The following is a 23,877-nucleotide window of genomic DNA, read 5'->3' on the forward strand; positions in this document are numbered from 1 at the left end:
CCCGGCTCAGCCCGTCACCAGGCCCCGCTGGCGCAGCACGTCGTCCACCAGGCGCAGCCGCATCAGCGGGTCGGGCTGCACCATCAGCTTGTGGCGTGCGCTCAGCGGCAGCGGTAGCAACTCGCACCAGCGGTTGGAGACCCAGCCCGCGTCGTCCAGCCGCGGCGCGCCCTCGCACAGCTGCACGCCTTCGGCCTCCAGCGCCTTGAGCGCCTGGCCCAGCGCATCGGCCACGCCCTGGAACTCCTCGCCCGGTGGCAGTACCGGGTCCTCGGCCAGGAAGCGCACCTCGGCCGTCCACAGCCCGTCGGCCTCCTGTCTCGGCGTGTCGAAGGCGAAGCGCCGCGTGCCCGTGCAGCGCAGCAGCAGGATGCCTGGCTGCGGCGCGTCTACCTCGTCCACCCGGGCCAGCACGCCCGCGTGCTCGAACTGCTCCAGCGCGGCGCCGGGCCGGCGCACCTCCGCGCCCTCGCGCAGGCACACCACGCCGAAGCCGCCGCCGCTGCGCAGGCACTCGCCCACCATGTCCAGGTAGCGCGCCTCGAAGATCTTCAGCGGCAGCAGCCCGCCGGGGTAGAGCACCGTCTGCAGCGGGAACAGCGGCAGCGTGGCCGTCTCGGCCGTGGTGAAGGAAGCAGCCGCGCCGCCGGCGGCATCTCCCGGGGCCGGCGCGCTCATGCGGCCGAATCGAGCTCGCGATGGCGGCGCAGCACCGTGCCGTGGCCGCCGAAGCGCTGGGCCAGCGACTCCACCAGGTACACCGAGCGGTGCTGGCCGCCGGTGCAGCCAATGGCCACCGTGAGGTAGCTGCGCTGGTCGTCCTCGAAGGCGGGTAGCCAGCGCCGCAGGAAAGCTTCGATCTGTTCCAGCATGTCGGTAGCCTCCGGTTGCGCACGCAGGTAGTCCGCCACGGGCGCGTCGCGCCCGGTCAGCGGCCGCAGCTCGCGGATGTAGTACGGATTGGGCAGTACGCGCACGTCGAACACGAAATCCGCGTCCAGCGGCACGCCATGCTTGAAGGCGAAGGACTCGAACACCAGCGTCAGCGCCCCCGGGCGCGCGCCCACGAGGTCGCGGATCCAGCTGCGCAGCACCGCCGGGCGCAGCTCGCTGGTGTCGATGACGGTGGACACCTCGCGCAGCCCGGCCAGCAGCTCGCGCTCCATCTCGATGGCTTCCACCAGCGCCGGCTGCGCCAGGCCGCTGTCGGCGGCGCGCTTGGTCAGTGGATGCGGACGGCGCGTCTCGGAGAAGCGCCGCAACAGCGCGCTGGTGGTGGAGTCCAGGAACAGCGGGCGCACCAGCACGCCCTCGCTGCGCAGCTGCGGCAGCATCGGAACCAGCCGTGGCAGCGAGCCGGCGGTGCGCACGTCCACGGCGATGGCGACGTGGCGGTCGCGCTCGGCGGATTCCAGGTGCAGGAAGGCGGGCAGCAGCTCCGGCGGCAGGTTGTCCACGCAGAAGTAGCCCGCGTCCTCCAGCGCGTGCAGCGCCACCGACTTGCCCGAGCCGGAGATGCCGGTGACGAGCACCACCTCGCGCAGGGGCGGCGCCGAGTGCAGGTCTTCGCTCATCGTGGCCTCGCGCTTTCGCGGGCCGAGGGCAGCGCGGCGGCAGCCTCGTCCAGCAATGCCTGGGCATGCGCCAGGCTGGTCCCGGCCAGGCGTTCGCCGCCCAGCATGCGCGCCACCTCCGCCACTCGCGCCTCGCCGGCGACGGGCTGCACGTCGCTGAGCGTGACGCCCTCGCGCTCGGCCTTGCTGACCACGAAGTGGTGGTCGGCGCAGGCCGCCACCTGGGCCAGGTGCGTCACGGCCAGTACTTGGCGCTCGCGGCCGAGCTGCTTCATGAGCCGGCCCACGGCGTCGCCCACCGCGCCGCCGACACCGGCGTCGATCTCGTCGAAGATCAGCGTGGCCGCGCCCGCGTTCTGTTCGCGCGCCGTGGTCACGGCGATCGCCAGCGCCAGGCGCGAGAGCTCGCCGCCGGAGGCCACCTTGGCCAGCGGCCGCGGCGAGCTGCCGGCGTGGCCCGCCACGCGCAGCTCCACCGACTCCAGCCCGAAGGCCTGCGGTTGCTCCTGCGGCAGCAGCGCCACCTCGAAGCGGCCACCGGCCATGCCCAGGGTCTGCATCGCCTGCGTCACGCGCTGGCCGAGCTGCGGCGCGGCGGTGCGGCGCAGCGCGCTCACGCGCTGGGCCTCGGCGCGCCAGGCTTCCAGTGCCTTCTTGACGGCGGCTTCGAGAGCGTCGAGGTCGGTGGCGGCGTCCAGGGCCTTCAATTCGGCACGCCACTGTGCCAGCAGCGCGGGCAGCTCCGCCGGTGGACGCCGGTAGCGCCGCGCCAGTGACACCCAGGCCGACAGCCGCTCGTCGAGCTCCTGCAGCCGCTCGGGCTCCAACTCGGCGTGACCCAGGTAGGCGTTGAGGCTGTGGGCGGCGTCGCGCAGCTGCACCTGCGCCGCCTGCAGCACCTCCACCACTGGCTCCAGCCGCGGGTCGAAGCGCGTCACGTCCGACAGCGCGTCGATGGCGCGGGCGGTGAGCACATCGGCGCTGGGCTCGGCTTCGGATACCGCGTCCAGCGCCGTGCGCACCGCCGCCAGCAGCGACTGCGCGTGCGACAGCCGCTCATGCTCGGCGTTGAGCGACTCCCACTCGTCCTCGCCGGGATTGAGCTTGTCGATCTCGCCGATCTGCCACGCCAGCCGCTCGCGCTCGCGCTCCAGGCTGTCCTGGCGGCTGCGCGCTTCCTGCAGCGTCTGCGTCGCCTCGCGCCAGCGCGAGAAGAGGGCGGCGAGCGGCCCGCCGTCCACACCCGCCTGGGCATCGAGCAGGCCGCGCACGGCCGCGGCGCGGGTGAGGCTCTGCCAGGCGTGCTGGCCGTGGATGTCGAGCAGGAACTCCGCCGCATCACGCAGTTGCGCCACGGTGGCGACGCTGCCGTTGATCCACGCCCGGCTCTTGCCCTGGGCGTCGATGGCGCGGCGCAGCAGCAGCGTGGGGCTTTCATGGTCGAAGCCGGCTTCCTCCAGCCAGGGCGCCAGCGCCGCGGGTGCGTCGAACTCGGCGGTGATCTCCGCGCGCGAGGCGCCCTCGCGCACCACGCCGACGTCGCCGCGGCTGCCCAGGGCCAACTGCAGTGCGTCGATCAGGATGGACTTGCCCGCGCCGGTTTCGCCGGTGAGCACGGAAAAGCCGGCGTCAAAGTCCACCTCCAGCGCGGCCACGATCACGAAGTCGCGCAGCACCAGGCGCCGCAGCATCAGACCACTCCCTCGTACCAGCGCAGCTTGCGCCGCAGCGTCGCGTAGTAGCTCCAGCCCACCGGGTGCAGGAAGCGCACCTTGTGCGCCGAGCGCTGCATGCGGACCTGGTCGCCGATGTGCAGGCTGGCCAGGCTCTGCATGTCGAAATTGGCCGAGGCGTCTCGCCCGGCGACGATCTCGATGCGCATCTCGCCCTGGTCGGGCAGCACGATGGGGCGGTTGGAGAGCGTGTGCGACGCGATGGGCACCAGCACCCAGCCGCCGATGCTGGGGTGCAGGATCGGCCCGCCGGCCGAGAGCGCGTAGGCGGTGGAGCCCGTGGGCGTGGCGATAACAAGACCGTCGGCGCGGATGTTGGCGATGAACTCGTCGCCGATGCGCACGCTGAGCTCCACCATCGAGGCCGTGGCGCCGCGGCTGACCACCACGTCGTTGAGCGACAGGCCTTCGAAGATGCACTTGCCGTTGCGCCAGATGCCGCCTTCAAGCATGGAGCGATGCTCCTCCTCGTAGTCGCCGGCCATCATGGAAGCCAGCGCCTCGCGGAAGTGGCCGATGGGCACGTCGGTGATGAAGCCCAGGCGGCCCTGGTTGATACCCACCAGCGGCAGGTTGTGGCGGGCCAGCTCGCGCGCGATGCCCAGCATCGTGCCGTCGCCGCCCAACACCACGGCGACGTCGCAGCAGCAGTTGAATTCGGTAGCGTCGAGGATGGGGTAGCCGGTCAGGCCGGTGCTCTGCGCCGTGTGGCGCTCCAGCGAAACCTGAAGCCCTTGCTTGATCAGGAACTGCGCCACCTCCTCCAGCACGGAGCCGATGCCGTGCGCCTGGTACTTGCCCACTAAAGCGGCATGACGAAAGGGGGTCGGCATGCGAGGGATTACACCACAGCCCCCCCTTGCGTGAAGGATGGCGCATCCTCATCTCCGTAGAATGAAAAGCATGCTCGACGAGCGCGCCCGCACCCTACTCAAGACCCTGGTTGAACGCTACATCGCCGACGGCCAGCCGGTGGGCTCGCGCACGCTGTCCAAGGCATGCGGGCTGGAGCTGTCTCCGGCCACGATCCGCAACGTGATGGCGGATCTCGAAGACCTCGGCCTCATCGCCAGCCCGCACACCAGCGCCGGGCGCATTCCCACGCCGCGCGGCTACCGCCTCTTCGTGGACACCATGCTCACCGCTCGCGTGCTGGACCCGGGCCTGCCGGAGATGGCGGTGGCGCGCGAGCAGCTGCATCCCGACCAGCCCCAGCGCGTGATCGCGCAGGCGGCGCACCTGCTGTCCAACCTCTCCAGCTTCGTGGGCGTGGTCACCGCGCCGCGCAAGGCCGGCGTGTTCCACCACATCGAGTTCCTGCGCCTGGGTGAGAAGCGGGTGCTGGTGATCCTGGTGTCGCCGGACGGTGACGTGCAGAACCGCGTGATCTTCACCGCGCGTGACTACGGCCAGAACGAGTTGGTGGAAGCCACCAACTACCTGAACCACCACTATGCCGGGCTGAGCATCGAGGAGGTGCGCCAGCGGCTGCAAGGCGAGGTGAAGGAACTGCAGGGCGAGATCGCCGCGCTGATGCAGGCCGCGGTGCAGGCCGGCAGCCAGGCGATGGAGGAGAGCGATCCGGTGGTGGTCAGCGGCGAGCGCAACCTGCTGGCGGTGCAGGACTTCGGCCACGACATGGGCTCGCTGCGCAAGCTCTTCGATCTGTTCGAGCGCAAGACCGAGCTGATGCGGCTGTTGGACGTTTCCAGCCGTGCCGAGGGGGTGCGCATCTACATCGGCGGCGAGAGCCGCGTGGTGCCCTTCGAGGAGCTGTCGGTGGTCTCCTCGCCCTACGAGGTGGACGGCCGCGTGGTGGGCACGCTGGGCGTGATCGGCCCCACCCGCATGGCCTACGACCGCATGATCCAGATCGTGGACATCACGGCGCGGCTGGTCGGCAACGCGCTGAGCCAGAAGTAACGGCCTTTCGCACCCTTACAATCCGCGCCCAGTGGGCCGTTAGCTCAGTCGGTCAGAGCAGAGGACTCATAATCCTTTGGTCCGGGGTTCGAGCCCCCGACGGCCTACCAAATCTTCTTTTTCGCATCACTGCTCCGCTGGGCTTTCAAACCAGACCTTGTCTCTTTGTGAGTGCCGGGGCTCGCTTGCTCGCTTGAATATTGATGCTCGTGGGCAGCGGTTTCCTGGGCGCGGAAGATTTTTTGGAATCCCGTGCAGCCTTGCCGTCCTGGATCGTGATGGAGTGAATCATGCTTACCAAACTTCAGCTTGAGAACTGGAAAAGCTACGCTGAAGCCACACTGCATATCGATCCATTGACGGTGCTGATCGGTACCAATGCCAGTGGGAAGTCGAATGCGCTGGATGCGCTTTTGTTCTTGAATCGTATTGCCTCCGGAGCGCAGCTTACCGCTGCCCTGCAGGGGGGGCAGCAGGGTGATGGCGGTTTTTCGCCGTTGCGAGGTGGAGTTGAGTGGGCGGCGCGCCGGCCTGGTTCTTCATTTGCCGTTGGCGTTGTCTGCCGGGTCGATGAACTGCTTGATTACGAGTACCGTGTTGAAGGCTCGATTCAAGACAGCCGTTGTGACTTGATTGCTGAGCAGCTGATTCGCGTCAAATACAGGCAAGCAAAGGATGGATCGCGGGGTACCGAGGCAGGACGTATAAGGTTGTTCCGGACCGATCCCTGCGGAGTCGAGGATCCGACCATCGTGGCACGCCTTTACAATGAAAAACAAGGCTCTCCCAAGCCACTGGGTCGTGCCCATCCAGTTCTTTATCAGCTTGTTGGACTAAAGCTAAGGCAGGAAATCCAGGACGGCGTTGCAGCAGTCATCGGTACATTGAAGGAAATTTTCGTTCTGGATCCTATTCCGGCGCATATGCGCGGCTATTCGGCATTGTCGGATGTGCTGTATCCGGATGCGAGAAACATAGCCGGTGTGTTGGCTGCCCTGCAAGAGGAAAAGAAAAAGGAAATTGAAGGTGTGCTGACCCGGTACGCCAGCCAGTTGCCCGAAAAAGATATTCGCCGCGTCTACGCTGAAACCGTCGGAAAGTTCAATTCTGACGCGATGCTGTACTGTGATGAGCATTGGTTGGAGGACAACACCGTTTCCCCTGTCGATGCCCGGGGAATGTCTGACGGCAGTTTGCGCTTTCTTGCGATCCTGACTGCCCTCCTAACACGTCCTCGAAACAGCCTTCTTGTGATAGAGGAGGTTGATAATGGGCTACATCCCTCGCGAGCCCAATTGCTGCTAACCATGCTCAAGGCTGTTGGCGAGGAGCGCGGGGTCGATGTGCTGGTGACAACGCACAACCCGGCGCTATTGGACGCCATGGGAACCGAAATGGTTCCTTTCATTACGGTGGCTCATCGCGATACGGCTACTGGATGCAGCACACTGACGTTGCTGGAGGATTTGACCGATCTTCCCAAACTTCTGGCTCAAGGTACTGTGGGCCGCTTGTCAAGCCGGGGTCTTATAGAAAATAGCTTGAAGACTGAAGATGCCGTTCAGGGTGAAGGTGCATGAGGCAACGCGTCCTGATTTTGGATACTTCTGTGCTCTGCTGCTGGTTGCGCGTACCCGGAAAGGATACGGCCGGGCCGGAACATGATCGTTGGACACCCGAGCGTATCAATGTGCTTATCGAGCAGGAAAAGGCGCGCCGAAGCACTTTCGTGCTGCCCATGGCGACACTAATCGAAACGGGGAATCACATCGCTCAAGCACCGAGCCTGCGATTCGAGTGTGCTCAGGAGTTGGCAAAACATTTTTGTGCGGCCGCCGATGCGCAGTCGCCTTGGGCAGCTTTTACCGAGCAGTCTTCGCTGTGGGAGGCAGCGCAGCTCAGAAAACTGGGCGAAGTTTGGCCGCCGCTAGCCGCGGCCAGAATATCAATTGGCGACGCCACCATCAAGGACGTGGCTGAATACTATGCTCGGGCAGGATGCGAGGTGGAAATTGTCACGGGCGACGAGGGATTGAAGGCTTACCAACCCGTGCAGCCTGCCCGGCTGCCGCGCCGCAGGAAATAAGGATTGCCGCGGAAAACAGCAGCTTGTCCCGCGCCAAGCATTGCTATTGACTGCCTATAAGCCTGCGTCCATTTTTTTCTCTCTAACTCTGGCCTCTGGCCCACCGAGTGCATGACGTGCCTGCCAACATCATGGTGCCCAGCCAGGCTGAGCACCATGGTTTTGAACAGCCTGCTCTTGAACTTGCGCTCATATGGCCGCTTGCACTGGCCAAGGACGATGAAGCTGTGTGCCCTCGGCATTTGTCGCAGCAGTGGTAAGACTTCTCCGTCGAGGCGAAAAGTCAGCCCCCCGGCGCCATCCACCCGCTGCGCCGCAGCGCCCACGCCCCATCCCCCAGCAGCCACGACGCGACGGACGCCACCGCCAGGAACAGCGGGTACTCCCAGCCGCCGCCCGGGCTGGTGAACACCCAACCGTTGCCCAGGTGCACCGACATCGCCGCCAGCATCACCGGCACCAGCGCCAGCGCGGCCTGCCGCGCGTACAGGCCCAGCACCAGCATCAGCCCGCCCAGCAGCTCCACGGCGAACACCGGATAGGCCAGGAAGCCGGGGAAGCCCACGCTGTCGAAAAACCGCGCCGTGCCCGGCAGCGTGAACACCAGCAGCTTCAGCAGCGCGTGCGCGATCCACATCGCGCCCAGGCTCACGCGCAGCAGCGTGGCGCCCCAGGCGGCCGGCGTGGCGACGGTCCGGCCATCGCGGGCCCGGGCCGCGCGCAGGGAAGGGGAGGAAAAGTCAGTCGTTGCGCTCATGGCGGCACTCCAGTGCAAGTGAAAGTGGCGTCAATCTAGGATTGCATCTGCGCCATGGAAATTGGCGTCGGAGCAAGGCATGACTGCACGAATGCAATACCGCCTGAGTGCGGGCGACCTGGAGTTGATCCTGGCGCTGGTGCGCGCGGGCAGCTTCAACGGCGCGGCCGAGCGCCTGGGCGTGGACACCTCCACCGCCTTCCGCGCCCTGCAGCGCATCGAGCGCGGGCTCGGCCAGCCGCTGTTCGAGCGCTCGCGCACCGGCTGCGCGCCGCTGGACCTGGCCCGCGCGCTGGCGGCGCAGGCCGAGACCGTGGAGAGCGCGCTGGAGGCGGCGCGCTCGGCGGCGCAGCAGCAGCCCCAGGACGTGACGGGTACCGTGCGCCTCACCACCACCGACACCATCCTGCACGGCCTGGTCGCGCCCGCGCTGCGCACGCTGCACGCGAGCCATCCGCGGCTGGAGTACGAGCTGCACACCGGCAACGAGCTGGCGAGCCTGACCCGGCGCGATGCCGACATCGCCGTGCGCGCCACCCAGCGCCCGCCGCAGCACCTGGTGGGCCGCCACATCGGGCCGATCCGCGTGGCGCTGTACGCCGCGAAGGACTCGCCGCTGCGCGACTGGGCCGAGGTGGAGGCGGGCGGCGCGGCGTGGATCGCCCCGGACGACGCGCTGCCCGAGCACCCCACCGTGCTGTGGCGGCGCCGCCGGCTGCCCAAGGTGGTGCCGGCCTACCGCGTCAACAGCATCCTGACCGTGATGGAGCTGGTCGCACTGGGCCTGGGCGTGGGGCTGCTGCCGGTGTTCCTGGCACGTGGCCGGCCGGACCTGCGCGCCCTCAGCGAGGTGATCGACGAATGCCGGACCGAGCTGTGGCTGCTGGCGCACCCGGAGTCGCGGCACCTGCGGCGGGTGTCGGCGGTGTACGCGCATCTGGCGCAGGCGCTGGTGCTGGAGTGAAAGAAAGTCTTGGGAAGTCGGCCGCGAGTTGCGCTGTCCCGATAACTAACTCGTCATCCCTGCGCAGGGATGACGAAGCAGGGCGGCGAAGCGGCTCAGCGAATGGGATGCGAGGGTCCGGCAGGTACTGAATCCGAACTCACGCCGCCACCGCCTCCGGCACCTCCTTGCGGATCGGCGAGCGGATGCTGCAGCGCGTGCCGCCCCCCGGGGCGCTGCCGAAGGCCACCGTGGCGCCGATCTGGCGCGACAGCGTCTGCACCAGCCGCATGCCCAGGCCACGGCTGCGCGCAGGGTCGAAGCCCTCCGGCAGGCCTGGGCCGTTGTCGCTGATCACCAGCAACAGCCCCTGGTCGCCGTCAGCGGGCGCCAGCTCGATGCCCAGCAGGCCGTCGCCGCGCTGCGCCAGCGCGTACTTCAGCGCGTTGGTGATCAGCTCCGTCACGATCAGCCCCAGCGGGATGGCCGTGGCCAGCGGCAGCCGCAACGGCTTGACCCGGTACTCCACCCGCACCGAGCGCTCGCTGCCGAAGGACTGCATCAGCTGCGCGCCCAGGCTGCGCAGGTAGTCCGCAAAGTCCAGCGACGACAGCGTGCCGTGCTGGTACAGCCGCTGGTGCACCAGCGCCATGGCGCGCACGCGGTTCTCGGTCTCGGCGAAGGCCACCTGCACCGCCGGGTCGGTGAGCTGGCGGCGCTGCAGCTGCAGCAGGCTGGTGACGATCTGCAGGTTGTTCTTCACCCGGTGGTGCACTTCCTGCAGCAGCGCCTCCTTCTCGGCCAGCGAGGTTTTCACCGCCTCCTCGTCGTGGCGGCGCTCGGTCACGTCCACCACCACGCCGGTGATGCGCCCGGGCTCGCCCTGGGGGCCGAAGCTGCGCTGCGAGCGCTCCAGCAGCCAGCGCCAGCTGCCGTCGGCCGCGCGGAAACGGTACTCGGCCCGGTACGAGGGCTGCTGCGGGCTCAACGCCTGCATGGCCGCGGTCAGCGCCAAGCGGTCCTGCTCGTGCACGCGGCGCAGGAAGGGCTTCATCAGGTGCTGCTCCTCGGCCGTCAGGCCCAGCTGGCTCTGCAGGGTGCCGATGCGCAGCATCACGCCGGTGACCGGGTCGAGCTCGAAGGCGTCCATGCCGCCGGCGTCCAGCGCCAGCCGCAACCGCTCCTCGCTCATGCGCAGTGCCTGCTCCGCGCGCTTGCGCTCGGTGATGTCGATGACGGTGCCGATGTGGATCTCGCGTCCGGCCTCGTCCTGGGCGCGGTGGGCGTCCAGCAGCGCCTCGAAGGTGGCGCCGTCGCGGCGTCGCGCCGTGAAGTCCACGCGGCAGTGGCCGCGCGTGTGCAGCGTGGCGCCAATGCGCGCCGTCAGCCCCGGGTCCACGCAATGCGGCGCCACCGGGGTGCCGATGAGCTGCTGCGGGCCGTCGTAGCCCCACAGGTGCGCATAGGCCTCGTTGACGAAGGTGAACAGGCCGCGCGTGTCCACGATGCTGAAGCCGGTGAGCGAGTGCTGGATCGCGCTGGCCAGCATCTGCGCCTCGGCCGTGCGCTCGGCCACCCGGCGCTCCAGTTCGTGCAGTTGCATGCGCACGGCAATGCCGGCCAGCACCGACTGCGCAATGCGCTGCAGTGTGGCGCGGTCCTGCGCGCTCCAATGCCGCGGCGCGTGGTCGATGACGCAGAAGCTGCCCAGCACCTGCCCATCGGGCGTGGCCAGCGGCACGCCCAGGTAGGCCACCGCGCCCAGCGTCGTCACGGCGGGGCTGCCGCGCAGCGGTTTCTCGGCCCGCGCGTCGCTGAGCTCCAGCGGCTGCCCGCTGGTGACCACCTGGGGGCAGAAGGTGTAGCCCAGCGGTGCCCGGCGCGCGCTGGCCCAGGGCTCGGGCAGGCCGTGCGCGCTCTTGAAGAACAGGCGCTGCGCGTCCACCAGGCTGATCAGGCACGCCGGCACCTGCAGCGAGTACGCCGCCAGCCGCGTGAAGCGGTCGAAGCTTTCCTCGGGCGCCGAATCCAGCAGCCCCGTGCGGCGCAGCGCCGCCAGCCGTTCGGGGTCGTCCAGCGGCGCGGAGCCCGCCGGCGCCGGACGCGTTCCGGCGCCGTTGCTGATCCACTGCCACAGCGCCTCGTTGAGCTCGGAGAGGTGGTCGGCCTGCGCCTGCAGCGCGTCGTTGGCCGCGTGCAGCGAGGCCTGCGCCTGCTGCAGCCGCAGCATCGCCTGCGACTCGGCGCTGCGCGCCCGCGCCAGGCGCTCGACGCTGCCGCGCAGCTGCCCCACGTTGCGCTGCAGCGCCAGTCCGGCCCAGGCCATCAGCCCCAGCGACACCAGGCTACCCAGCAGCGTGACGCTGGTGTTGAGGTTCGTCGCGCGCTGCGTCTCCTTCTCGTACTGTCCCAGCAGCCGCAACTCCTCGGCGTCGAGCTCGGCCAGCAGGGCGTCCATGTCGCTCACCATGGAACGGCTGGGTCCGGCGGCGATCTGCTGGCGTGCCGATTCCATCCCCTGCCGCGAGGCCATCTCCAGGATGTCGTCCACGAAGCGCAGGTACTCCTGCAGCAGCGGGGCCAGGCGCTGCAACCGCTGCTGCTGCGCCGTGTTGCCAGCGCTGAGCGCCTGCAGCCGGCGCACGCGCTCGGGCAGGCGCCGCTGCGCGCTGCGGTAGGGCTCGAGCCAGTCGTCCTGCCCGCTGATGACGAAACCGCGCACGGCGCGCGAGAGATCCTTGAGGTCGGTGCCGAAGCCGGCGATCTCCAGTCGCACGTCCAGCGTGTGGCGGCGCAGGTCGGAGGCGTCGGCGGCGCGCCGCTGCGTCCACAGCGCCATGGCGGCCACCGCCAGCAGCAGCAGCAGCGCGACGGCGATGGTGCGCGGAAACGGCAGGGGCTCGGCCGTGGAGGAGGGGGCAGGCTGTTCGTGCATGGCGCACCGCTTGCGGACTTCAGGTCCGCGGCGAGGAACGGCGGTCCACCGGGCCGAGCCCGGCGAGCGGATTGCAGGATGTCAGTGGCGCGGCCTCGCCGTGCGGTGACGCCGGCCGGCGCCTGTTCACGTCGCCTGGGCCAGCGGCGGCACGTCCCGCGGCGTGGCGGCGGGCACCCCGGCCGCATTGGCGGCCGGCGGGCGGTGCTGGCCCGCGGCATCGAGCCCTTCGCGCGCCAGCCGCTCGGTGGCGTCGCGCAGCACCAGCACGGCGCCCATGCGCAACCCGTACTCGCCGTCCACCGGTGAGGCGGACTCGTCCACCACCACCATCGTGCGCGCGCTGTTGCGCCGCAGCAGCCGCCGCCCGTGGCGCACGCCGATGCTGCGGTTCTCGGCCAGGGCACGGAGCGCGGCCGGCGGGTCGTTGTCGCCGGGGGCGTAGCGCACCACCTCCACCAGGCGCCGGCCCACAGCCTCCTCCGCGCTCCAGCCGGTGAGCGCCTCGGCGGCGGGGTTGAGATAGCGCAGCGTGGCGTCAGGGTTGACCACGATCACGCCGTCCTGCACACAGCGCAGCGTGGCGGAAAACCAGCGCTCGGACTCGCGCAGCTGCCGTTCCAGCGCGGCGCGCGACAGCGCCATCTCGATGGCCGCGCGCAGCGCCCGGCCCTCGAAGGGCTTGGTCAGGAAACCGCAGGGCGAGGTGCGTGCCGCGTGCGCCACCGTCTCCTCGTCGCTGTGCGAGGTGAGGAACACCACCGGCAGCCCGCTGACCCGGCCCAGCCGCGCTGCGGTCTCGATGCCGTCGATGGGACCCTGGATGCGGATGTCCATCAGCACCAGATCGGGCCGCTCCTGCGCGGCCAGCGCCAGCGCCTGGGGGCCACTCTCGGCCGGGCCCAGCACGCGGTAGCCCATGTCTTCAAGCTGCAGCTGCAGATCCAGCGCGATCACCGCCTCGTCTTCAACGATCAGGATCGAGTACGGTGATTCCATCCCTTACCCCCCACTTCCATCTTGATTTTTTCGCGTCCGTGGAATTTTCCATGATATGGGACCGCTTGAACTGGGGGTTGTGCCAATACCAAGTGTTTGGTTGCCACTTCGACCGGGTTGTGCTTGCGCCGAAGGCCGTGGCGGCACGGCACCGGTGCCGCCACGGCGGCGAGCCTTACTTGCCCAGCGAGGTGCGCAGATCCTGTGACATCTTGAGGTGCTGCTCCAGCGCCGGGACGGTCTTGGCGGCGAAGGCCTTGACGTCCGGGTCCTTGGCACCCGAGGCAGCCTTCTGGAACATCTTGAGCGTGTCCTGGTGGGCCTTGACGCCCATCTCGTCGGCGTACTGGCGGTCGAAGCGCGCGCCGTCGAGCACGCCCATCGCCTTGGCCTTGCTCTTCTGCACCGCCGAGGGCTCGGTGGGCAGCTGCACGCCCTTGCTGGAGGCCAGCGCGGCGAGCTCCTCGTTGGTCTTGGTGTGGTCGTCGACCATCTGCTGGGCGAAGGCCTTGACCTTGTCGTTGCCGCTCTTGCTCAGCGCCAGCTTGGAGGCCTCGACCTCGGCGTGGCCGTTCTGCGCCGCCTGCTCCATGAAGTTGCGGTCGCTGCGCACCATGCCATCGGCCGCGGGGGCCAGGCTGGTGAACAAGGCCATGGCGCAGCCGGCCAGGGCGGTGGACATCAGACGCTTCATTGCTTGCTCCTTGTCATCGGGGTGTTCCTGCCGCGAAAAGCGGGCCGCGGCATGCGCTCCCGGTCAGCAAGCGCCAATCCCGGGAGGGACCGGGACCATGACGGGGCGGCCAGGGCTTCATCCTGACCTGGGCACCGCGCTTGCCGCTGTCCACATCTCCACTCCCGCGGCTCCCGACCGCAGCTGAACCCGGCCCGAGGCACGCGCTCCCCGGAGCCCGTGCCCGCGGCACACCTCATGAAGGAGAACGAACGATGACGACGACGTGGATCGTGTTGGCCGACGAAGGCCGCGCCCGCATCCTGGCGCAGCCGCAGCGCGGCGCGGAATTGCAGGAGGTGGACGAGCTCACCGACGCGGCGGCGCATGCCGGCGAGGCGGACCTGCAGCGCGACGCGCATGGCCGCCGCGCACACAGCGGTGTTGGAGCGGTCAGCAGCATCACCACCTCCGCCGGTGCCGACAAGCTGGAGCAGGAGGCCGACCTGTTCGCGCGCCGCGTGGCGGAGTTCCTGGCGCAGGCGCTGCAGAAGCAGCGCTTCGGCGCGCTGCACATCGCCGCGGCACCGCGCTTCCTGGGACGGTTGCGCCAGCACCTGAGCCCGCAGGTGCAGCAGACCGTGGCGCAGGAGCTCGACAAGAACCTGCTGCAGTTCAAGGGCCGCGACCTGGCGCAACGCATCTTCGGCGAGGAGCCGCGGCACGAGAGCAGCGGCGGGCGCAACGGCGGCCATCCGGGCACGGATGCCGCCACCGGGCTGGGCGCATGAGCCCGCCGGTGGACAACAGCGACCGCGTGATAGGACTGGACGGCGACTACGGCTCGGATGCGGCGTCCTCGCTGGGGCTTCTCGGTGCTAGCGTGAGGCACGGATCGAGGAGCCTTCCTATGCAAAAACCGGCGAAGTTCCTGGTGCTGATCGACGCGGGCGGCGCGATGGTGGCGCGGCTGTTCGACGAAGGGCGCGTGCAGGTGGCGGAGTTCGACGCCGCCAGCGAGGAAGTGGCGGTGATGACCAGCGGCCTGGTGCCCGGCCAGGGCGCCGACGCCGCGGACTGGGACCGGCCGCTGCAGGGCCACAACCGGCAGGAGCGCCGCGAGGCGCGGATCTACACGCTGGACGTGTAGGCGCGCGCCCCGCGGGTGCCGCCGAAGCCGCGGGTCCGGCCGCTTACTGCGGGCGCCCGCCGGGCGTGTAGACCGGCGCGGGCTGCGTGGCGGCCGCCGGTGCCAGCGTGGCCGGCGGCATGCCGGCGGGGTTGCGCACCACGCGGGTCTTGCCGCTGGTGGTGACCAGCACCACCGCCTCGCCGGGCACGAAGCCCTCGTTGCCCTTGGCCTGGACGATGGCGCGGCGCTCGCCGTTGCGCAGTTGCACCAGGATTTCCTGCGCGCTCTCGCGCGTGGTGGCGCGCTCGATGGCGTGGCCGGCCAGCGCGCCGGCCACCGCGCCCACCACGCCGATGGCCACCTGCTCGCGGCCGCTGCTGCGCGTGGAGCCGGCGATGCCGCCGATCACGCCGCCGGTGGCGGCGCCGGCGCCGCTCTGGCTACCTTCGACAACCACGTCGCGCGTGCTCAGCACGATGGCGTCCTGCACCTGCGACAGGCGCTGCGCGTCGCCGCGCTGGATCACGTCGGGGCTGGTGGTGGTGCACGCGGCCAGCGCGGCGGCGAGCGCCAGCGTGGCCAGGGTCTTGAGTTGTTTCATGAGGTCTCCCCTTGAGCTTCCAAGGCAACGGCCACCGCGGTCCTGGGGTTGACGCGGATGCGGAGCCGGCAGGCGTGGAAAAGGGCGGCGAGCTTGGGGCGGCGACGTTGCTGCGGCGTGAAGCCGCAGCGGCAGGGTGAGGCGTCAGGCCAAGTCTGGCCGGGGCGGGCAGGCGGCCGAGAGCGGGCGCTTCAGCCGTGCAGGCGGCTCGACCGCGGCACGCTGGCGAGCAGGAACTCCATCTGGTCGGCCAGGATGCGGCGCCCGCGCAGGATCATGTCCTCGTGCAGGCTGGGCACGTAGGGCAGGTAGATCAGGCTCATGCGCGCTTCCTCGGGCAGCCGGTTGCCCTTGCGGCCGTTGCAGGAGCGGCAGGCCGTGACGCAGTTGAGCCAGCTATCACGCCCGCCGCGCGAGGTGGGCACCACGTGCTCGCGCGTGAGCTCTTCGGGCGGGTGGTGGTGGCCGCAGTAGGCGCAGATGTGGCGGTCGCGGGCGAACAACTTGGTGTTGCTCAGCGCCGGCGTCTGGCGCCAGGCCCGGCTGGGAATGGCGCCGCGCACGGCGATGATCGAGTGCACCTCGATACGAGAAACGCGCCCGGTGGCGCGCTGGATGCCGCCGCGCAGCACGGCGCAGAGGTCCCCCAGGGTCCACGCGACGCCGTCGGTGGCATAGATCACCGCCGCTTCGCGGGCGCTGATCCAGGCTTGCGGTCGTCCAGACACGTCGAGTTGCAGCACGTCCACGTCAGTTCTCCCGCAACTAGCGTAATCCATTGCGCATGGACACACCAACAGGGGATGTCTTTCCCCCATGAAGGGCGTTGCGCGGCGCTGTTATCGTGGCCTGTTCGTTTCACCGCAAGCCTTTCACGCACCCCATGAGCATCCGTACCGCCAATGTCGATGGCGTCGCCACGCTGGAAATCGCCCGTCCCGAGAAGAAGAACGCGCTGACGCAGGCGATGTACGCCGAGCTGGCGCAGGCGATGCGTGCCGCGCAGGCCGATGCGGCCGTGCGCGCGGTGCTGATCACCGGCCAACCCGGCATCTTCACCTCCGGCAACGACCTGGAGGACTTCCTGCAGCACCCACCCGGTGCCGAGGACGCACCGGTATTCGCGTTCATGGAGTCGGTGCTGGCGCTGGACAAGCCGCTGGTGGCCGCCGTCACGGGCGCGGCCATCGGCATCGGCTGCACGCTGCTGCTGCACTGCGATCTGGTGGTGGTTTCCGACGAGGCCCGGCTGGCGCTGCCCTTCGTCAACCTGGGGCTGGTGCCCGAGTTCGGCTCCAGCCTGCTGCTGGCGCAGCGCGTGGGCCAGGCGCGCGCGGCGCAGAAGCTGCTGCTGGGCGACCCCTTCACCGGCGCCGAGGCGCTGGAGCTGGGCCTGGCCAACGCGGTGTTGCCGCCCGACGAGGTGCTGCCGCAGGCGCGGCGCCTGGCCGCGCGCTTCACGCAGCTGCCGCCGGAGGCCGTGCGCGCCACCAAGACGCTGATGCGCGCCCCGGTGCTGCCCGCGCTGCGCCAGGCGCTGCAGGCCGAGCGCGAGGTGTTCGTGCAGCGCCTGCGCAGTCCGGAGGCGCGCGAGGCCTTCCAGGCCTTTTTCGAGAAGCGGCGGCCGGATTTCTCGAAGTTCTGAAGGGCTTTATCCAGTGCGTAATCGCGAGCGAGTCTTCCGTTCGTCCTGATGCTTCGATGCCTCAGCACAGGGCGCGCCCTGAGGTATCGAAGGGTCAGTCCGAACGGGTCATTTCACGAGCAAGGAAAGAGGGGCTCAGCCCGGCGGCAGCGGGCGCGGGCGGCCCTGCTCGTCCACGGCGACGTAGGTCAGCACGGCCTCGGTGACCTTGAGCACCTTGCCGGCGTCGTGCAGCGGCTGCGAGTACACGGCCACGTCCACCGTGATCGAGCTGCGGCCGACGTGGATGATCTCGGCGTAGAAGCTCAGCAGGTCGCCCACGCGCACGGGCTGCTTGAAGACGAACTCCTTGACGGCGATCGTGGCGATGCGGCCCTGGGCGCGCCGCGCGGGCAGCACGGCGCCGGCCAGATCGACCTGTGCCATCACCCAGCCGCCGAAGACGTCGCCGCTGGCGTTGACGTCGGACGGCATGGGAATGACGCGCAGCACCAGCTCCTTGTCGGTGGGCAGTACGGCAGGGGATTCGGAGAGGGGCATGATGGCAAGGGTTGTCACTGATCCTCACATCATGCGCGCCCTGGCCCATTCCCGCGCCGCCGACCCTGCCGACCCGTCCTCCCGCCGCTCCGACTGGGGCACCCTGCGCAAGCTGCTGCCCTACCTGTGGCACTACCGCTGGCGCGTGGGCGTGGCGCTGGCCTTCATGGTGGCGGCCAAGCTCGCCAACGTCGGCGTGCCGGTGCTGCTCAAGCAACTGGTTGATTCACTATCCATCCAACCCGGCAGCGCCGCTTCGATGCTGGTGGTGCCGGTGGGACTGCTGGTGGCCTACGCGGCGCTGCGCCTGTCCACCAGCGTGTTCACGGAGCTGCGCGAGCTGATCTTCGCGCGCGCCACCGAGGGCACGGCGCGGCGCATCTCGCTGCAGGTGTTCCGCCACCTGCACGCGCTGAGCCTGCGCTTCCACCTGGAGCGCCAGACCGGCGGCATGACGCGCGACATCGAGCGCGGCACGCGCGCGGTGCACTCGCTGATCTCGTACTCGCTCTACAGCATCCTGCCCACGATCATCGAGGTGGCGCTGGTGCTGACGCTGCTGGCGGTGAAGTTCGACGCCGCCTTCGCCTGGATCACGGTGGCGGCGCTGGTGTGCTACGTCGCCTTCACCATCAGCGTCACCGAGTGGCGCACCAAGTACCGCCGCGAGATGAACCAGCTCGACTCGCAGGCGCACACCAAGGCCATCGACTCGCTGCTCAACTACGAGACGGTCAAGTACTTCAACAACGAGGACTTCGAGGCCCGGCGCTACGACACCAGCCTGGAGTCGCTGCGCAAGGCCGCGCTCAAGAGCCAGAGCACGCTCTCGCTGCTCAACAGCGGGCAGCAGCTCGTCATCGCCGTGGCGTTGGTGGCCATGCTCTGGCGCGCCACGCAGGGCGTGGTGGACGGGCGCATGACGCTGGGCGACCTGGTCATGATCAACGCCTTCATGATCCAGCTCTACATCCCGCTGAACTTCCTGGGCGTGCTGTACCGCGAGATCAAGCAATCGCTCACCGACCTGGACCGCATGTTCCACCTGCTGGAGACGCACCGCGAGGTGGCCGACGCGCCGCAGGCGCAAGCGCTTCGGGTGAGCGACGGTTGCGTGCGCTTCGAGGAGGTCTCCTTCGCCTACGAGGCGGCGCGCCCGATCCTGCAGGGCCTGAGCTTCGAGGTGCCCGCGGGCAAGACGGTGGCGGTGGTGGGCCCTTCGGGCGCGGGCAAGTCCACGCTGGCGCGGCTGCTCTACCGCTTCTACGACGTGGGCGCGGGGCGCATCACCATCGACGGGCAGGACATCCGCCAGGTGACGCAGGCCAGCCTGCGCCAGGCCATCGGCATCGTCCCGCAGGACACGGTGCTGTTCAACGACACGGTGGAATACAACATCGCCTACGGCCGCCCCGGCGCCAGCCGCGCCGAGGTGGAGGCGGCGGCCCGCGCCGCGCGCATCCACGACTTCATCGCCGCCACGCCCAAGGGCTACGACACCATGGTGGGCGAGCGCGGGCTCAAGCTCTCCGGCGGCGAGAAGCAGCGCGTGGCCATCGCGCGCACGCTGCTGAAGAACCCGCCGATCCTGATCTTCGACGAGGCCACCTCGGCGCTGGACTCGGCCAACGAGCGCGCCATCCAGGCCGAGCTCAAGAGCGCCGCGCAGGGCAAGACGGCACTGGTGATCGCGCACCGGCTCTCCACGGTGGTGGATGCGCACCGCATCCTGGTGATGGAGCAGGGCCGCATCGTGGAGCAGGGCACGCATGCCGAGCTGCTGGCGCAGCAGGGGCGCTACGCGCGCATGTGGCGGCTGCAGCAAAGCGGCGGGGAGGACGCCATCGACGCGCCCGGCGGCCGGGTGGCCTGAGCTGGCGCCTAGAATGCCTTTCACAATCTTTACTCACTCCATCATCAAGGAGCCTGCATGAAGAAGACCCTGCTCGTCGCCGCGATCCTGGTGGCAGCCGGTGCCGCACAAGCCCAGTCCGACACGCTCAAGAAGGCGAAGGACACGGGCACCATCACCCTGGGCGTGCGTGAATCCTCGGGCGTGCTGTCCTACACCCTGGGCGGTTCCAAGTACGTGGGCTACCACGTGGCCATCTGCGAGAAGGCCGTCGAGAACATCGAGAAGGCCATTGGCCGCCGCCTGGAGATCAAGTACCAGCCCGTGACCTCGCAGAACCGCATTCCGCTGGTGCAGAACGGCACCGTGGACCTGGAGTGCGGCTCCACCACCAACAACCTCGCGCGCCAGAAGGACGTGGCTTTCGCCAACACCACCTTCGTCGAGGAAGTGCGCATGGCCGCCAAGGCCTCCTCGGGCATCAAGTCGGTGACCGACCTCAAGGGCAAGACGGTGGCCACCACCACCGGCACGACCTCGGTGCAGACGCTGCGCCGCCACAAGCGCGCCGAAGGCGTGGACTTCAAGGAGGTCTTCGGCAAGGACCACGCCGACAGCTTCCTGCTGGTGGACAGCGGCCGCGCCGACGTCTTCGTCATGGACAGCAGCCTGCTCGCCGGCCTGATCGCGCGCAGCAAGAACCCCGCGGACTTCAAGATCGTGGGCGAGCCGCTGTCCGTCGAGCCCATCGCCATCATGATGCGCAAGGAGGACGAGGGCCTGAAGAAGATTGTCAACTCGACCATCGCCGACATGGTCAAGTCCGGCGAGATCAACAAGCTCTACGACAAGTGGTTCATGCAGCCCACGCCGCCCACCGGCGCCAAGGTCAACCTGCCCATGAGCAACCTGCTCAAGGAGGCGCTGAAGAACCCCAACGACAAGCCGGCCGAGGAATACGCCAAGAAGGTGTGAGCACGGGCCGCACGGCCGTGACGGCAAGGCAGTAGCCACAGGCGCGGAAGGACGCTCAACCCGTCTTCCGCGCCTTTTTCATGGTGCCGCCGCGCGCGGCGCCGGCAACGGGAGAAGAAGAAATGGCGACCTGGGACTGGCAGGTGTTCTGCCGGAACACCCTTGACGGCGAGGTGGTGCCGCGCTGTTTCGGCAGCAACGGCGACATCACCTACCTGGACTGGATGCTCTCGGCCTGGGGCTGGACGCTGTCGGTGGCGCTGCTGGCGCTGCTGGTGGCGCTGGCGGTGGGCTCCCTCATCGGCATCCTGCGCACCACGCCCAGCCGCGCGCTGGTGCTCCTGGGCAACGCCTGGACGGAGCTGTTCCGCAACGTCCCGCTGCTGGTGCAGCTCTTCCTCTGGTACCACGTGCTGCCGGCGCTCATCCCGCCGCTGCAGTCCTTTCCCAGCTTCATCCTGGTGGTGTTCGCGCTGGGCTTCTTCACCTCCGCGCGCGTGTCGGAACAGGTGCGGGCGGGCATCCAGGCCCTGCCGCGCGGGCAGCGCTACGCCGGACTGGCGCTGGGGCTGACGCTGCCCCAGACCTACCGCTACGTGCTGCTGCCCATGGCCTTTCGCATCGTCATCCCGCCGCTGACCAGCGAGAGCATGAACATCATCAAGAACTCGGCCGTGGCCTTCGCCGTGTCCATCGCCGAGCTCACCATGTTCGCGATGCAGGCGCAGGAGGAGACCTCGCGCGGCGTGGAGATCTACCTGGCGGTGACGGCGCTGTATTTCATCTCCGCGCTGCTGGTCAACCGCATCGCGCTGTTCATCGAGCGGCGGCTGCAGATCCCGGGCACGGCCCTCGGGGGGGGCAAGTGATGTTGAACCTCGACTTCTCCTTCCTGGGCTGGGACGTCGTCACCGGTTTCGTCCTCAAGGGCCTGCTGTTCTCGCTGCAGCTCACGCTGGTGGCGATGATCGGCGGCATCGTCATCGGCACGCTGCTGGCGCTGATGCGGCTCTCGGGCCGCAAGTGGCTGGTGGTGCCGGCGCAGCTGTACGTGGACACGCTGCGCTCCATCCCGCTGGTGATGGTGATCCTGTGGTTCTTCCTGCTCATCCCGCTGCTGACCGGCCGGCCGCTGGGCGCGGAGGTCTCGGCCATGATCACCTTCACCGTGTTCGAGGCCGCGTACTACTCGGAGATCATGCGCGCGGGCATCCAGAGCGTGCCGCGCGGGCAGGTCTACGCCGGCTACGCCATGGGCATGAGCTACAAGCAGACCATGCAGCTGGTGGTGCTGCCGCAGGCCTTCCGCAACATGCTGCCGGTGCTGCTGACGCAGACCATCATCCTGTTCCAGGACACCAGCCTGGTGTATGCCATCGGCGCCTACGACCTGCTCAAGGGCTTCGAGGTCGCCGGCAAGAACTTCAACCGCCCCGTGGAAACCTACCTCACGGCGGCGGTCGTCTACTTCGTGATCTGCTTCTCGCTGTCGATGCTGGTCAAGCGGCTGCAGAAGAAGATCGCCATCATCCGTTGAGGGGGCATCCTCATGATCGAGATCAAGAACGTCAGCAAGTGGTACGGCAGCTTCCAGGTGCTCACCGACTGCACCACCAGCATCCAGAAGGGTGAAGTCGTGGTGGTGTGCGGCCCTTCGGGCTCGGGCAAGTCCACCCTGATCAAGACCGTCAACGCGCTGGAGCCCTTCCAGAAGGGCGACATCATCGTCAACGGCGTGAGCATCGCCGACCCCAAGACCGACCTGCCCAAGCTGCGCAGCCACGTCGGCATGGTGTTCCAGCACTTCGAGTTGTTCCCGCACCTGTCGGTGACGGAGAACCTCACGCTGGCGCAGATCAAGGTGCTGGGCCGCAGCAAGGACGACGCGATCAAGCGCGGCCTGAAGATGCTCGACCGCGTGGGCCTGACGGCGCACAAGGACAAGTTTCCCGGCCAGCTCTCCGGTGGCCAGCAGCAGCGCGTGGCCATCGCGCGCGCGCTGTCCATGGACCCGATCGTGATGCTCTTCGACGAGCCCACCTCGGCGCTGGACCCGGAGATGGTCGGCGAGGTGCTGGACGTGATGGTGCAGCTCGCCAACGAGGGCATGACCATGATGTGCGTCACGCACGAGATGGGCTTCGCGCGCAAGGTCAGCCACCGCGTGATCTTCATGGACCAGGGCAAGATCATCGAGGACTGCGGCAAGGACGAGTTCTTCGGCAACCCCGACGCGCGCTCGCCGCGGGCCAAGGACTTCCTGTCCAAGATCCTGAACCACTGACCTCCTTCCTGACGGTGAGTCAAGAAGCTTCGTCACACCCGCGCAGGCGGGTGTCCACGAGCACCGGGCGGCATCCTGGCGCACGTGGATGGCGCGCCTGCGCGGGCATGACGGGCTACCACCCCGCCCGCCGCCGCGCTTTGAACCCCCGGCGCTGCGGCCGCAACTGAGACAGGCATTCCAAGGCGCGCGTCCGTCGCGCCGCTCCCGTGGCCGCGAGGCCGAAAGGTTGCCTGTCATGACCCACCCGCCGCTGCTGCACCGCGCCCGCACCGCGCTGTCCCTGGCCGCCGCCGCGATGCTGGCCGCCTGTGCGGCCACCGCCCCCGAGCCCGCCGGCCCGCCGCCCAGCGGCCGCCCGGTGGAGGACTTCTCGGCCGGGCTGCGCTGCATGGACGACCTGCTGCTGGACCACGGCGTGCGCGATCTGCCCCTGGCCGTGAGCGAGCCGCCCGACAGCGGCGGGCGCCAGTCCGTGGTGCCGCGCGACCTGCTGCAAAGCACCCTCAACACCATGTCCAGGCGCAGCCGCGCGCTGCGCGTGACGGTGGCGGGCACCGCCGCGCAGGGCGGCGCCGGCACGGTGGTGCAGGGCGGGGTGCAGCGGCCCGATGCCGCCACGCGCGCCGTCACGCTGGGGCTGCTGTCGGCGCAGGACCGCAGCGTGCTGCCCGATGCCGCCGCCACCCAGCGCGCCACGCTGCACGGGGACGTGGCGCAGATCCGCAGCTTCGGCCAGTCCTTCATCGTGCCCGCGCGCGGCGGCGACGCGCAGGCCGTGCGCGCGGCCACGGAAGCGGCCGGCATCCAGCTCGTGGGCCGGCTCACGCGCGTGCCCTACTGGAGCTGCCTGGGCGCGGAGGCCGAGCATCCGGAGGTGGAAGCCGAGATCCGCGACTGGTACGACAACCTCGCGGCCCGGCCCAAGGACCTCATCGGCTGGTTCCAGAACCAACTGCGCGTGCGCGGCGTCTATGGCGGGCCGGCCGACGGCGTGGTCAACGCGCAGACCAAGGAGGCCGTCGCGCGCTACCGCGAGGCGCTGGGCCTGTCGCGCGAGCCCAAGCTCACGCACGACTTCCTGCGCGCCTACCTGCGCGCCGACCACCGGCAGATCGCGGCGCGCACCGCTGCGGCGGGCGCACCGGTCTCCACCGCGCAGGCCCCTGCGCCCGCACCGGCACCTGCTGCGGCCGTGGCCAAGGCGGCCGCGCCTGCCGCCCCG

The 23,877-nt window shown here is 69.1% G+C and carries 24 protein-coding genes and 1 tRNA gene; 14 read left to right on the forward strand and 11 right to left on the reverse strand.

Features of this window, described 5'->3' with window-relative positions:
- Positions 1-6 precede the first annotated feature (6 nt).
- The 4 genes from Q0741_RS23265 to Q0741_RS23280 are packed head-to-tail and all read right to left on the reverse strand — an operon-like array spanning position 7 to position 4,140.
- On the reverse strand, positions 7-678 hold the full coding sequence (locus Q0741_RS23265) for an LON peptidase substrate-binding domain-containing protein (protein ID WP_298235570.1): 672 nt from the start codon (positions 676-678) through the stop codon (positions 7-9).
- The gene (rapZ, locus tag Q0741_RS23270; RefSeq protein ID WP_298235571.1) at positions 675-1,574 is read right to left on the reverse strand and encodes an RNase adapter RapZ; all 900 of its coding nucleotides are present in this window, start codon (positions 1,572-1,574) and stop codon (positions 675-677) included. The genes Q0741_RS23265 and rapZ overlap by 4 nt, the downstream gene beginning before the upstream one ends.
- Complete coding sequence (gene recN / locus Q0741_RS23275; RefSeq protein WP_298235572.1) at positions 1,571-3,265, reverse strand: DNA repair protein RecN; 1,695 nt, start codon at positions 3,263-3,265, stop codon at positions 1,571-1,573. Before recN ends, rapZ begins: the two co-directional genes overlap by 4 nt.
- Positions 3,265-4,140: an NAD kinase gene (locus Q0741_RS23280; RefSeq protein ID WP_298235573.1), complete on the reverse strand. Its 876-nt coding sequence runs from the start codon at positions 4,138-4,140 to the stop codon at positions 3,265-3,267. Before Q0741_RS23280 ends, recN begins: the two co-directional genes overlap by 1 nt.
- 70 nt (positions 4,141-4,210) lie before the next feature.
- On the opposite strand from Q0741_RS23280, the gene hrcA reads away from it, so the two are divergent.
- The 4 genes from hrcA (at position 4,211) to Q0741_RS23300 (ending at position 7,316) form a co-directional block, all read left to right on the forward strand.
- On the forward strand, positions 4,211-5,230 hold the full coding sequence (gene hrcA, locus Q0741_RS23285) for a heat-inducible transcriptional repressor HrcA (RefSeq protein WP_298235574.1): 1,020 nt from the start codon (positions 4,211-4,213) through the stop codon (positions 5,228-5,230).
- A gap of 33 nt (positions 5,231-5,263) precedes the next feature.
- Positions 5,264-5,340, forward strand: a tRNA-Ile gene (locus tag Q0741_RS23290).
- Between the two features lie 180 nt (positions 5,341-5,520).
- Positions 5,521-6,810, forward strand: coding sequence for an AAA family ATPase (locus Q0741_RS23295; protein WP_298235575.1), 1,290 nt, complete (start codon positions 5,521-5,523; stop codon positions 6,808-6,810).
- Positions 6,807-7,316, forward strand: coding sequence for a hypothetical protein (locus tag Q0741_RS23300; RefSeq protein WP_298235576.1), 510 nt, complete (start codon positions 6,807-6,809; stop codon positions 7,314-7,316). Before Q0741_RS23295 ends, Q0741_RS23300 begins: the two co-directional genes overlap by 4 nt.
- Before the next feature lie 283 nt (positions 7,317-7,599).
- Here Q0741_RS23300 and Q0741_RS23305 read toward each other — a convergent pair whose 3' ends face one another.
- On the reverse strand, positions 7,600-8,073 hold the full coding sequence (locus tag Q0741_RS23305; protein WP_298235577.1) for a DoxX family protein: 474 nt from the start codon (positions 8,071-8,073) through the stop codon (positions 7,600-7,602).
- A gap of 79 nt (positions 8,074-8,152) precedes the next feature.
- Between Q0741_RS23305 and Q0741_RS23310 the strand changes: the two genes are divergently transcribed.
- On the forward strand, positions 8,153-9,037 hold the full coding sequence (locus tag Q0741_RS23310; protein WP_298235578.1) for a LysR family transcriptional regulator: 885 nt from the start codon (positions 8,153-8,155) through the stop codon (positions 9,035-9,037).
- Positions 9,038-9,176: 139 nt separating this feature from the next.
- Here Q0741_RS23310 and Q0741_RS23315 read toward each other — a convergent pair whose 3' ends face one another.
- The 3 genes from Q0741_RS23315 to Q0741_RS23325 all read right to left on the reverse strand — a co-directional run bounded on the left by Q0741_RS23315 (position 9,177) and on the right by Q0741_RS23325 (position 13,644).
- Positions 9,177-11,951 carry a histidine kinase dimerization/phosphoacceptor domain -containing protein gene (locus Q0741_RS23315; protein WP_298235579.1) on the reverse strand — a complete coding sequence of 925 codons (2,775 nt, stop codon included), beginning with the start codon at positions 11,949-11,951 and terminating at the stop codon, positions 9,177-9,179.
- 126 nt (positions 11,952-12,077) lie between these two features.
- Positions 12,078-12,950, reverse strand: a complete 873-nt coding sequence (locus Q0741_RS23320) for a response regulator (RefSeq protein WP_298235580.1) — start codon at positions 12,948-12,950, stop codon at positions 12,078-12,080.
- 175 nt (positions 12,951-13,125) lie between these two features.
- On the reverse strand, positions 13,126-13,644 hold the full coding sequence (locus Q0741_RS23325) for a DUF4142 domain-containing protein (protein ID WP_298235581.1): 519 nt from the start codon (positions 13,642-13,644) through the stop codon (positions 13,126-13,128).
- Positions 13,645-13,898: 254 nt separating this feature from the next.
- On the opposite strand from Q0741_RS23325, the gene Q0741_RS23330 reads away from it, so the two are divergent.
- Both Q0741_RS23330 and Q0741_RS23335 read left to right on the forward strand, forming a co-directional pair.
- Entirely contained in the window at positions 13,899-14,414 is a 516-nt protein-coding gene (locus tag Q0741_RS23330) for a host attachment protein (RefSeq protein ID WP_298235582.1), read from the forward strand.
- A gap of 119 nt (positions 14,415-14,533) precedes the next feature.
- Positions 14,534-14,773, forward strand: a complete 240-nt coding sequence (locus Q0741_RS23335; RefSeq protein WP_298235583.1) for a hypothetical protein — start codon at positions 14,534-14,536, stop codon at positions 14,771-14,773.
- Between the two features lie 43 nt (positions 14,774-14,816).
- Here Q0741_RS23335 and Q0741_RS23340 read toward each other — a convergent pair whose 3' ends face one another.
- Positions 14,817-15,356: a hypothetical protein gene (locus Q0741_RS23340; RefSeq protein WP_298235584.1), complete on the reverse strand. Its 540-nt coding sequence runs from the start codon at positions 15,354-15,356 to the stop codon at positions 14,817-14,819.
- Between the two features lie 191 nt (positions 15,357-15,547).
- Positions 15,548-16,105 carry an HNH endonuclease gene (locus tag Q0741_RS23345; protein ID WP_298235585.1) on the reverse strand — a complete coding sequence of 186 codons (558 nt, stop codon included), beginning with the start codon at positions 16,103-16,105 and terminating at the stop codon, positions 15,548-15,550.
- A 134-nt stretch (positions 16,106-16,239) separates the two neighbouring features.
- Between Q0741_RS23345 and Q0741_RS23350 the strand changes: the two genes are divergently transcribed.
- Entirely contained in the window at positions 16,240-17,001 is a 762-nt protein-coding gene (locus Q0741_RS23350; RefSeq protein WP_298235586.1) for an enoyl-CoA hydratase, read from the forward strand.
- A 135-nt stretch (positions 17,002-17,136) separates the two neighbouring features.
- Here the strand turns inward: Q0741_RS23350 and Q0741_RS23355 are convergent, their stop codons facing one another.
- Positions 17,137-17,541 carry an acyl-CoA thioesterase gene (locus Q0741_RS23355; RefSeq protein WP_298235587.1) on the reverse strand — a complete coding sequence of 135 codons (405 nt, stop codon included), beginning with the start codon at positions 17,539-17,541 and terminating at the stop codon, positions 17,137-17,139.
- Between the two features lie 31 nt (positions 17,542-17,572).
- On the opposite strand from Q0741_RS23355, the gene Q0741_RS23360 reads away from it, so the two are divergent.
- The 6 genes from Q0741_RS23360 to Q0741_RS23385 all read left to right on the forward strand — a co-directional run.
- Positions 17,573-19,414, forward strand: coding sequence for an ABC transporter ATP-binding protein/permease (locus tag Q0741_RS23360; RefSeq protein ID WP_298235588.1), 1,842 nt, complete (start codon positions 17,573-17,575; stop codon positions 19,412-19,414).
- 57 nt (positions 19,415-19,471) lie between these two features.
- Positions 19,472-20,368 (forward strand): amino acid ABC transporter substrate-binding protein, encoded by an 897-nt coding sequence (locus tag Q0741_RS23365; protein ID WP_298235589.1) that lies wholly within the window; start codon positions 19,472-19,474, stop codon positions 20,366-20,368.
- 122 nt (positions 20,369-20,490) lie between these two features.
- Entirely contained in the window at positions 20,491-21,237 is a 747-nt protein-coding gene (locus Q0741_RS23370) for an amino acid ABC transporter permease (protein ID WP_298235590.1), read from the forward strand.
- Complete coding sequence (locus Q0741_RS23375; RefSeq protein WP_298235591.1) at positions 21,237-21,905, forward strand: amino acid ABC transporter permease; 669 nt, start codon at positions 21,237-21,239, stop codon at positions 21,903-21,905. The genes Q0741_RS23370 and Q0741_RS23375 overlap by 1 nt, the downstream gene beginning before the upstream one ends.
- Before the next feature lie 12 nt (positions 21,906-21,917).
- Complete coding sequence (locus tag Q0741_RS23380; RefSeq protein ID WP_298235592.1) at positions 21,918-22,652, forward strand: amino acid ABC transporter ATP-binding protein; 735 nt, start codon at positions 21,918-21,920, stop codon at positions 22,650-22,652.
- Positions 22,653-22,890: 238 nt separating this feature from the next.
- Positions 22,891-23,877, forward strand: a 987-nt coding sequence (locus Q0741_RS23385) for a peptidoglycan-binding domain-containing protein (RefSeq protein WP_298235593.1), incomplete at its 3' end; no start/stop codon positions are given.

This window comes from uncultured Azohydromonas sp., from assembly GCF_937926365.1.
GTDB lineage: Bacteria > Pseudomonadota > Gammaproteobacteria > Burkholderiales > Burkholderiaceae_C > Azohydromonas.

What these genes read in the sequence shown, in the direction of transcription:
- Q0741_RS23380 (WP_298235592.1), top strand. Translation starts at nt 21,918, where the DNA reads ATGATCGAGATCAAGAACGTCAGCAAGTGGTACGGCAGCTTCCAGGTG.
- Q0741_RS23265 (WP_298235570.1), bottom strand. Translation starts at nt 678, where the DNA reads ATGAGCGCGCCGGCCCCGGGAGATGCCGCCGGCGGCGCGGCTGCTTCC.
- Q0741_RS23350 (WP_298235586.1), top strand. Translation starts at nt 16,240, where the DNA reads ATGAGCATCCGTACCGCCAATGTCGATGGCGTCGCCACGCTGGAAATC.
- Q0741_RS23335 (WP_298235583.1), top strand. Translation starts at nt 14,534, where the DNA reads ATGCAAAAACCGGCGAAGTTCCTGGTGCTGATCGACGCGGGCGGCGCG.
- Q0741_RS23280 (WP_298235573.1), bottom strand. Translation starts at nt 4,140, where the DNA reads ATGCCGACCCCCTTTCGTCATGCCGCTTTAGTGGGCAAGTACCAGGCG.
- Q0741_RS23330 (WP_298235582.1), top strand. Translation starts at nt 13,899, where the DNA reads ATGACGACGACGTGGATCGTGTTGGCCGACGAAGGCCGCGCCCGCATC.
- Q0741_RS23370 (WP_298235590.1), top strand. Translation starts at nt 20,491, where the DNA reads ATGGCGACCTGGGACTGGCAGGTGTTCTGCCGGAACACCCTTGACGGC.
- recN (WP_298235572.1), bottom strand. Translation starts at nt 3,265, where the DNA reads ATGCTGCGGCGCCTGGTGCTGCGCGACTTCGTGATCGTGGCCGCGCTG.
- Q0741_RS23315 (WP_298235579.1), bottom strand. Translation starts at nt 11,951, where the DNA reads ATGCACGAACAGCCTGCCCCCTCCTCCACGGCCGAGCCCCTGCCGTTT.
- Q0741_RS23375 (WP_298235591.1), top strand. Translation starts at nt 21,237, where the DNA reads ATGTTGAACCTCGACTTCTCCTTCCTGGGCTGGGACGTCGTCACCGGT.
- Q0741_RS23355 (WP_298235587.1), bottom strand. Translation starts at nt 17,541, where the DNA reads ATGCCCCTCTCCGAATCCCCTGCCGTACTGCCCACCGACAAGGAGCTG.
- Q0741_RS23295 (WP_298235575.1), top strand. Translation starts at nt 5,521, where the DNA reads ATGCTTACCAAACTTCAGCTTGAGAACTGGAAAAGCTACGCTGAAGCC.
- Q0741_RS23365 (WP_298235589.1), top strand. Translation starts at nt 19,472, where the DNA reads ATGAAGAAGACCCTGCTCGTCGCCGCGATCCTGGTGGCAGCCGGTGCC.
- hrcA (WP_298235574.1), top strand. Translation starts at nt 4,211, where the DNA reads ATGCTCGACGAGCGCGCCCGCACCCTACTCAAGACCCTGGTTGAACGC.
- Q0741_RS23310 (WP_298235578.1), top strand. Translation starts at nt 8,153, where the DNA reads ATGACTGCACGAATGCAATACCGCCTGAGTGCGGGCGACCTGGAGTTG.
- Q0741_RS23305 (WP_298235577.1), bottom strand. Translation starts at nt 8,073, where the DNA reads ATGAGCGCAACGACTGACTTTTCCTCCCCTTCCCTGCGCGCGGCCCGG.
- Q0741_RS23340 (WP_298235584.1), bottom strand. Translation starts at nt 15,356, where the DNA reads ATGAAACAACTCAAGACCCTGGCCACGCTGGCGCTCGCCGCCGCGCTG.
- Q0741_RS23325 (WP_298235581.1), bottom strand. Translation starts at nt 13,644, where the DNA reads ATGAAGCGTCTGATGTCCACCGCCCTGGCCGGCTGCGCCATGGCCTTG.
- Q0741_RS23320 (WP_298235580.1), bottom strand. Translation starts at nt 12,950, where the DNA reads ATGGAATCACCGTACTCGATCCTGATCGTTGAAGACGAGGCGGTGATC.
- Q0741_RS23300 (WP_298235576.1), top strand. Translation starts at nt 6,807, where the DNA reads ATGAGGCAACGCGTCCTGATTTTGGATACTTCTGTGCTCTGCTGCTGG.
- rapZ (WP_298235571.1), bottom strand. Translation starts at nt 1,574, where the DNA reads ATGAGCGAAGACCTGCACTCGGCGCCGCCCCTGCGCGAGGTGGTGCTC.
- Q0741_RS23360 (WP_298235588.1), top strand. Translation starts at nt 17,573, where the DNA reads ATGCGCGCCCTGGCCCATTCCCGCGCCGCCGACCCTGCCGACCCGTCC.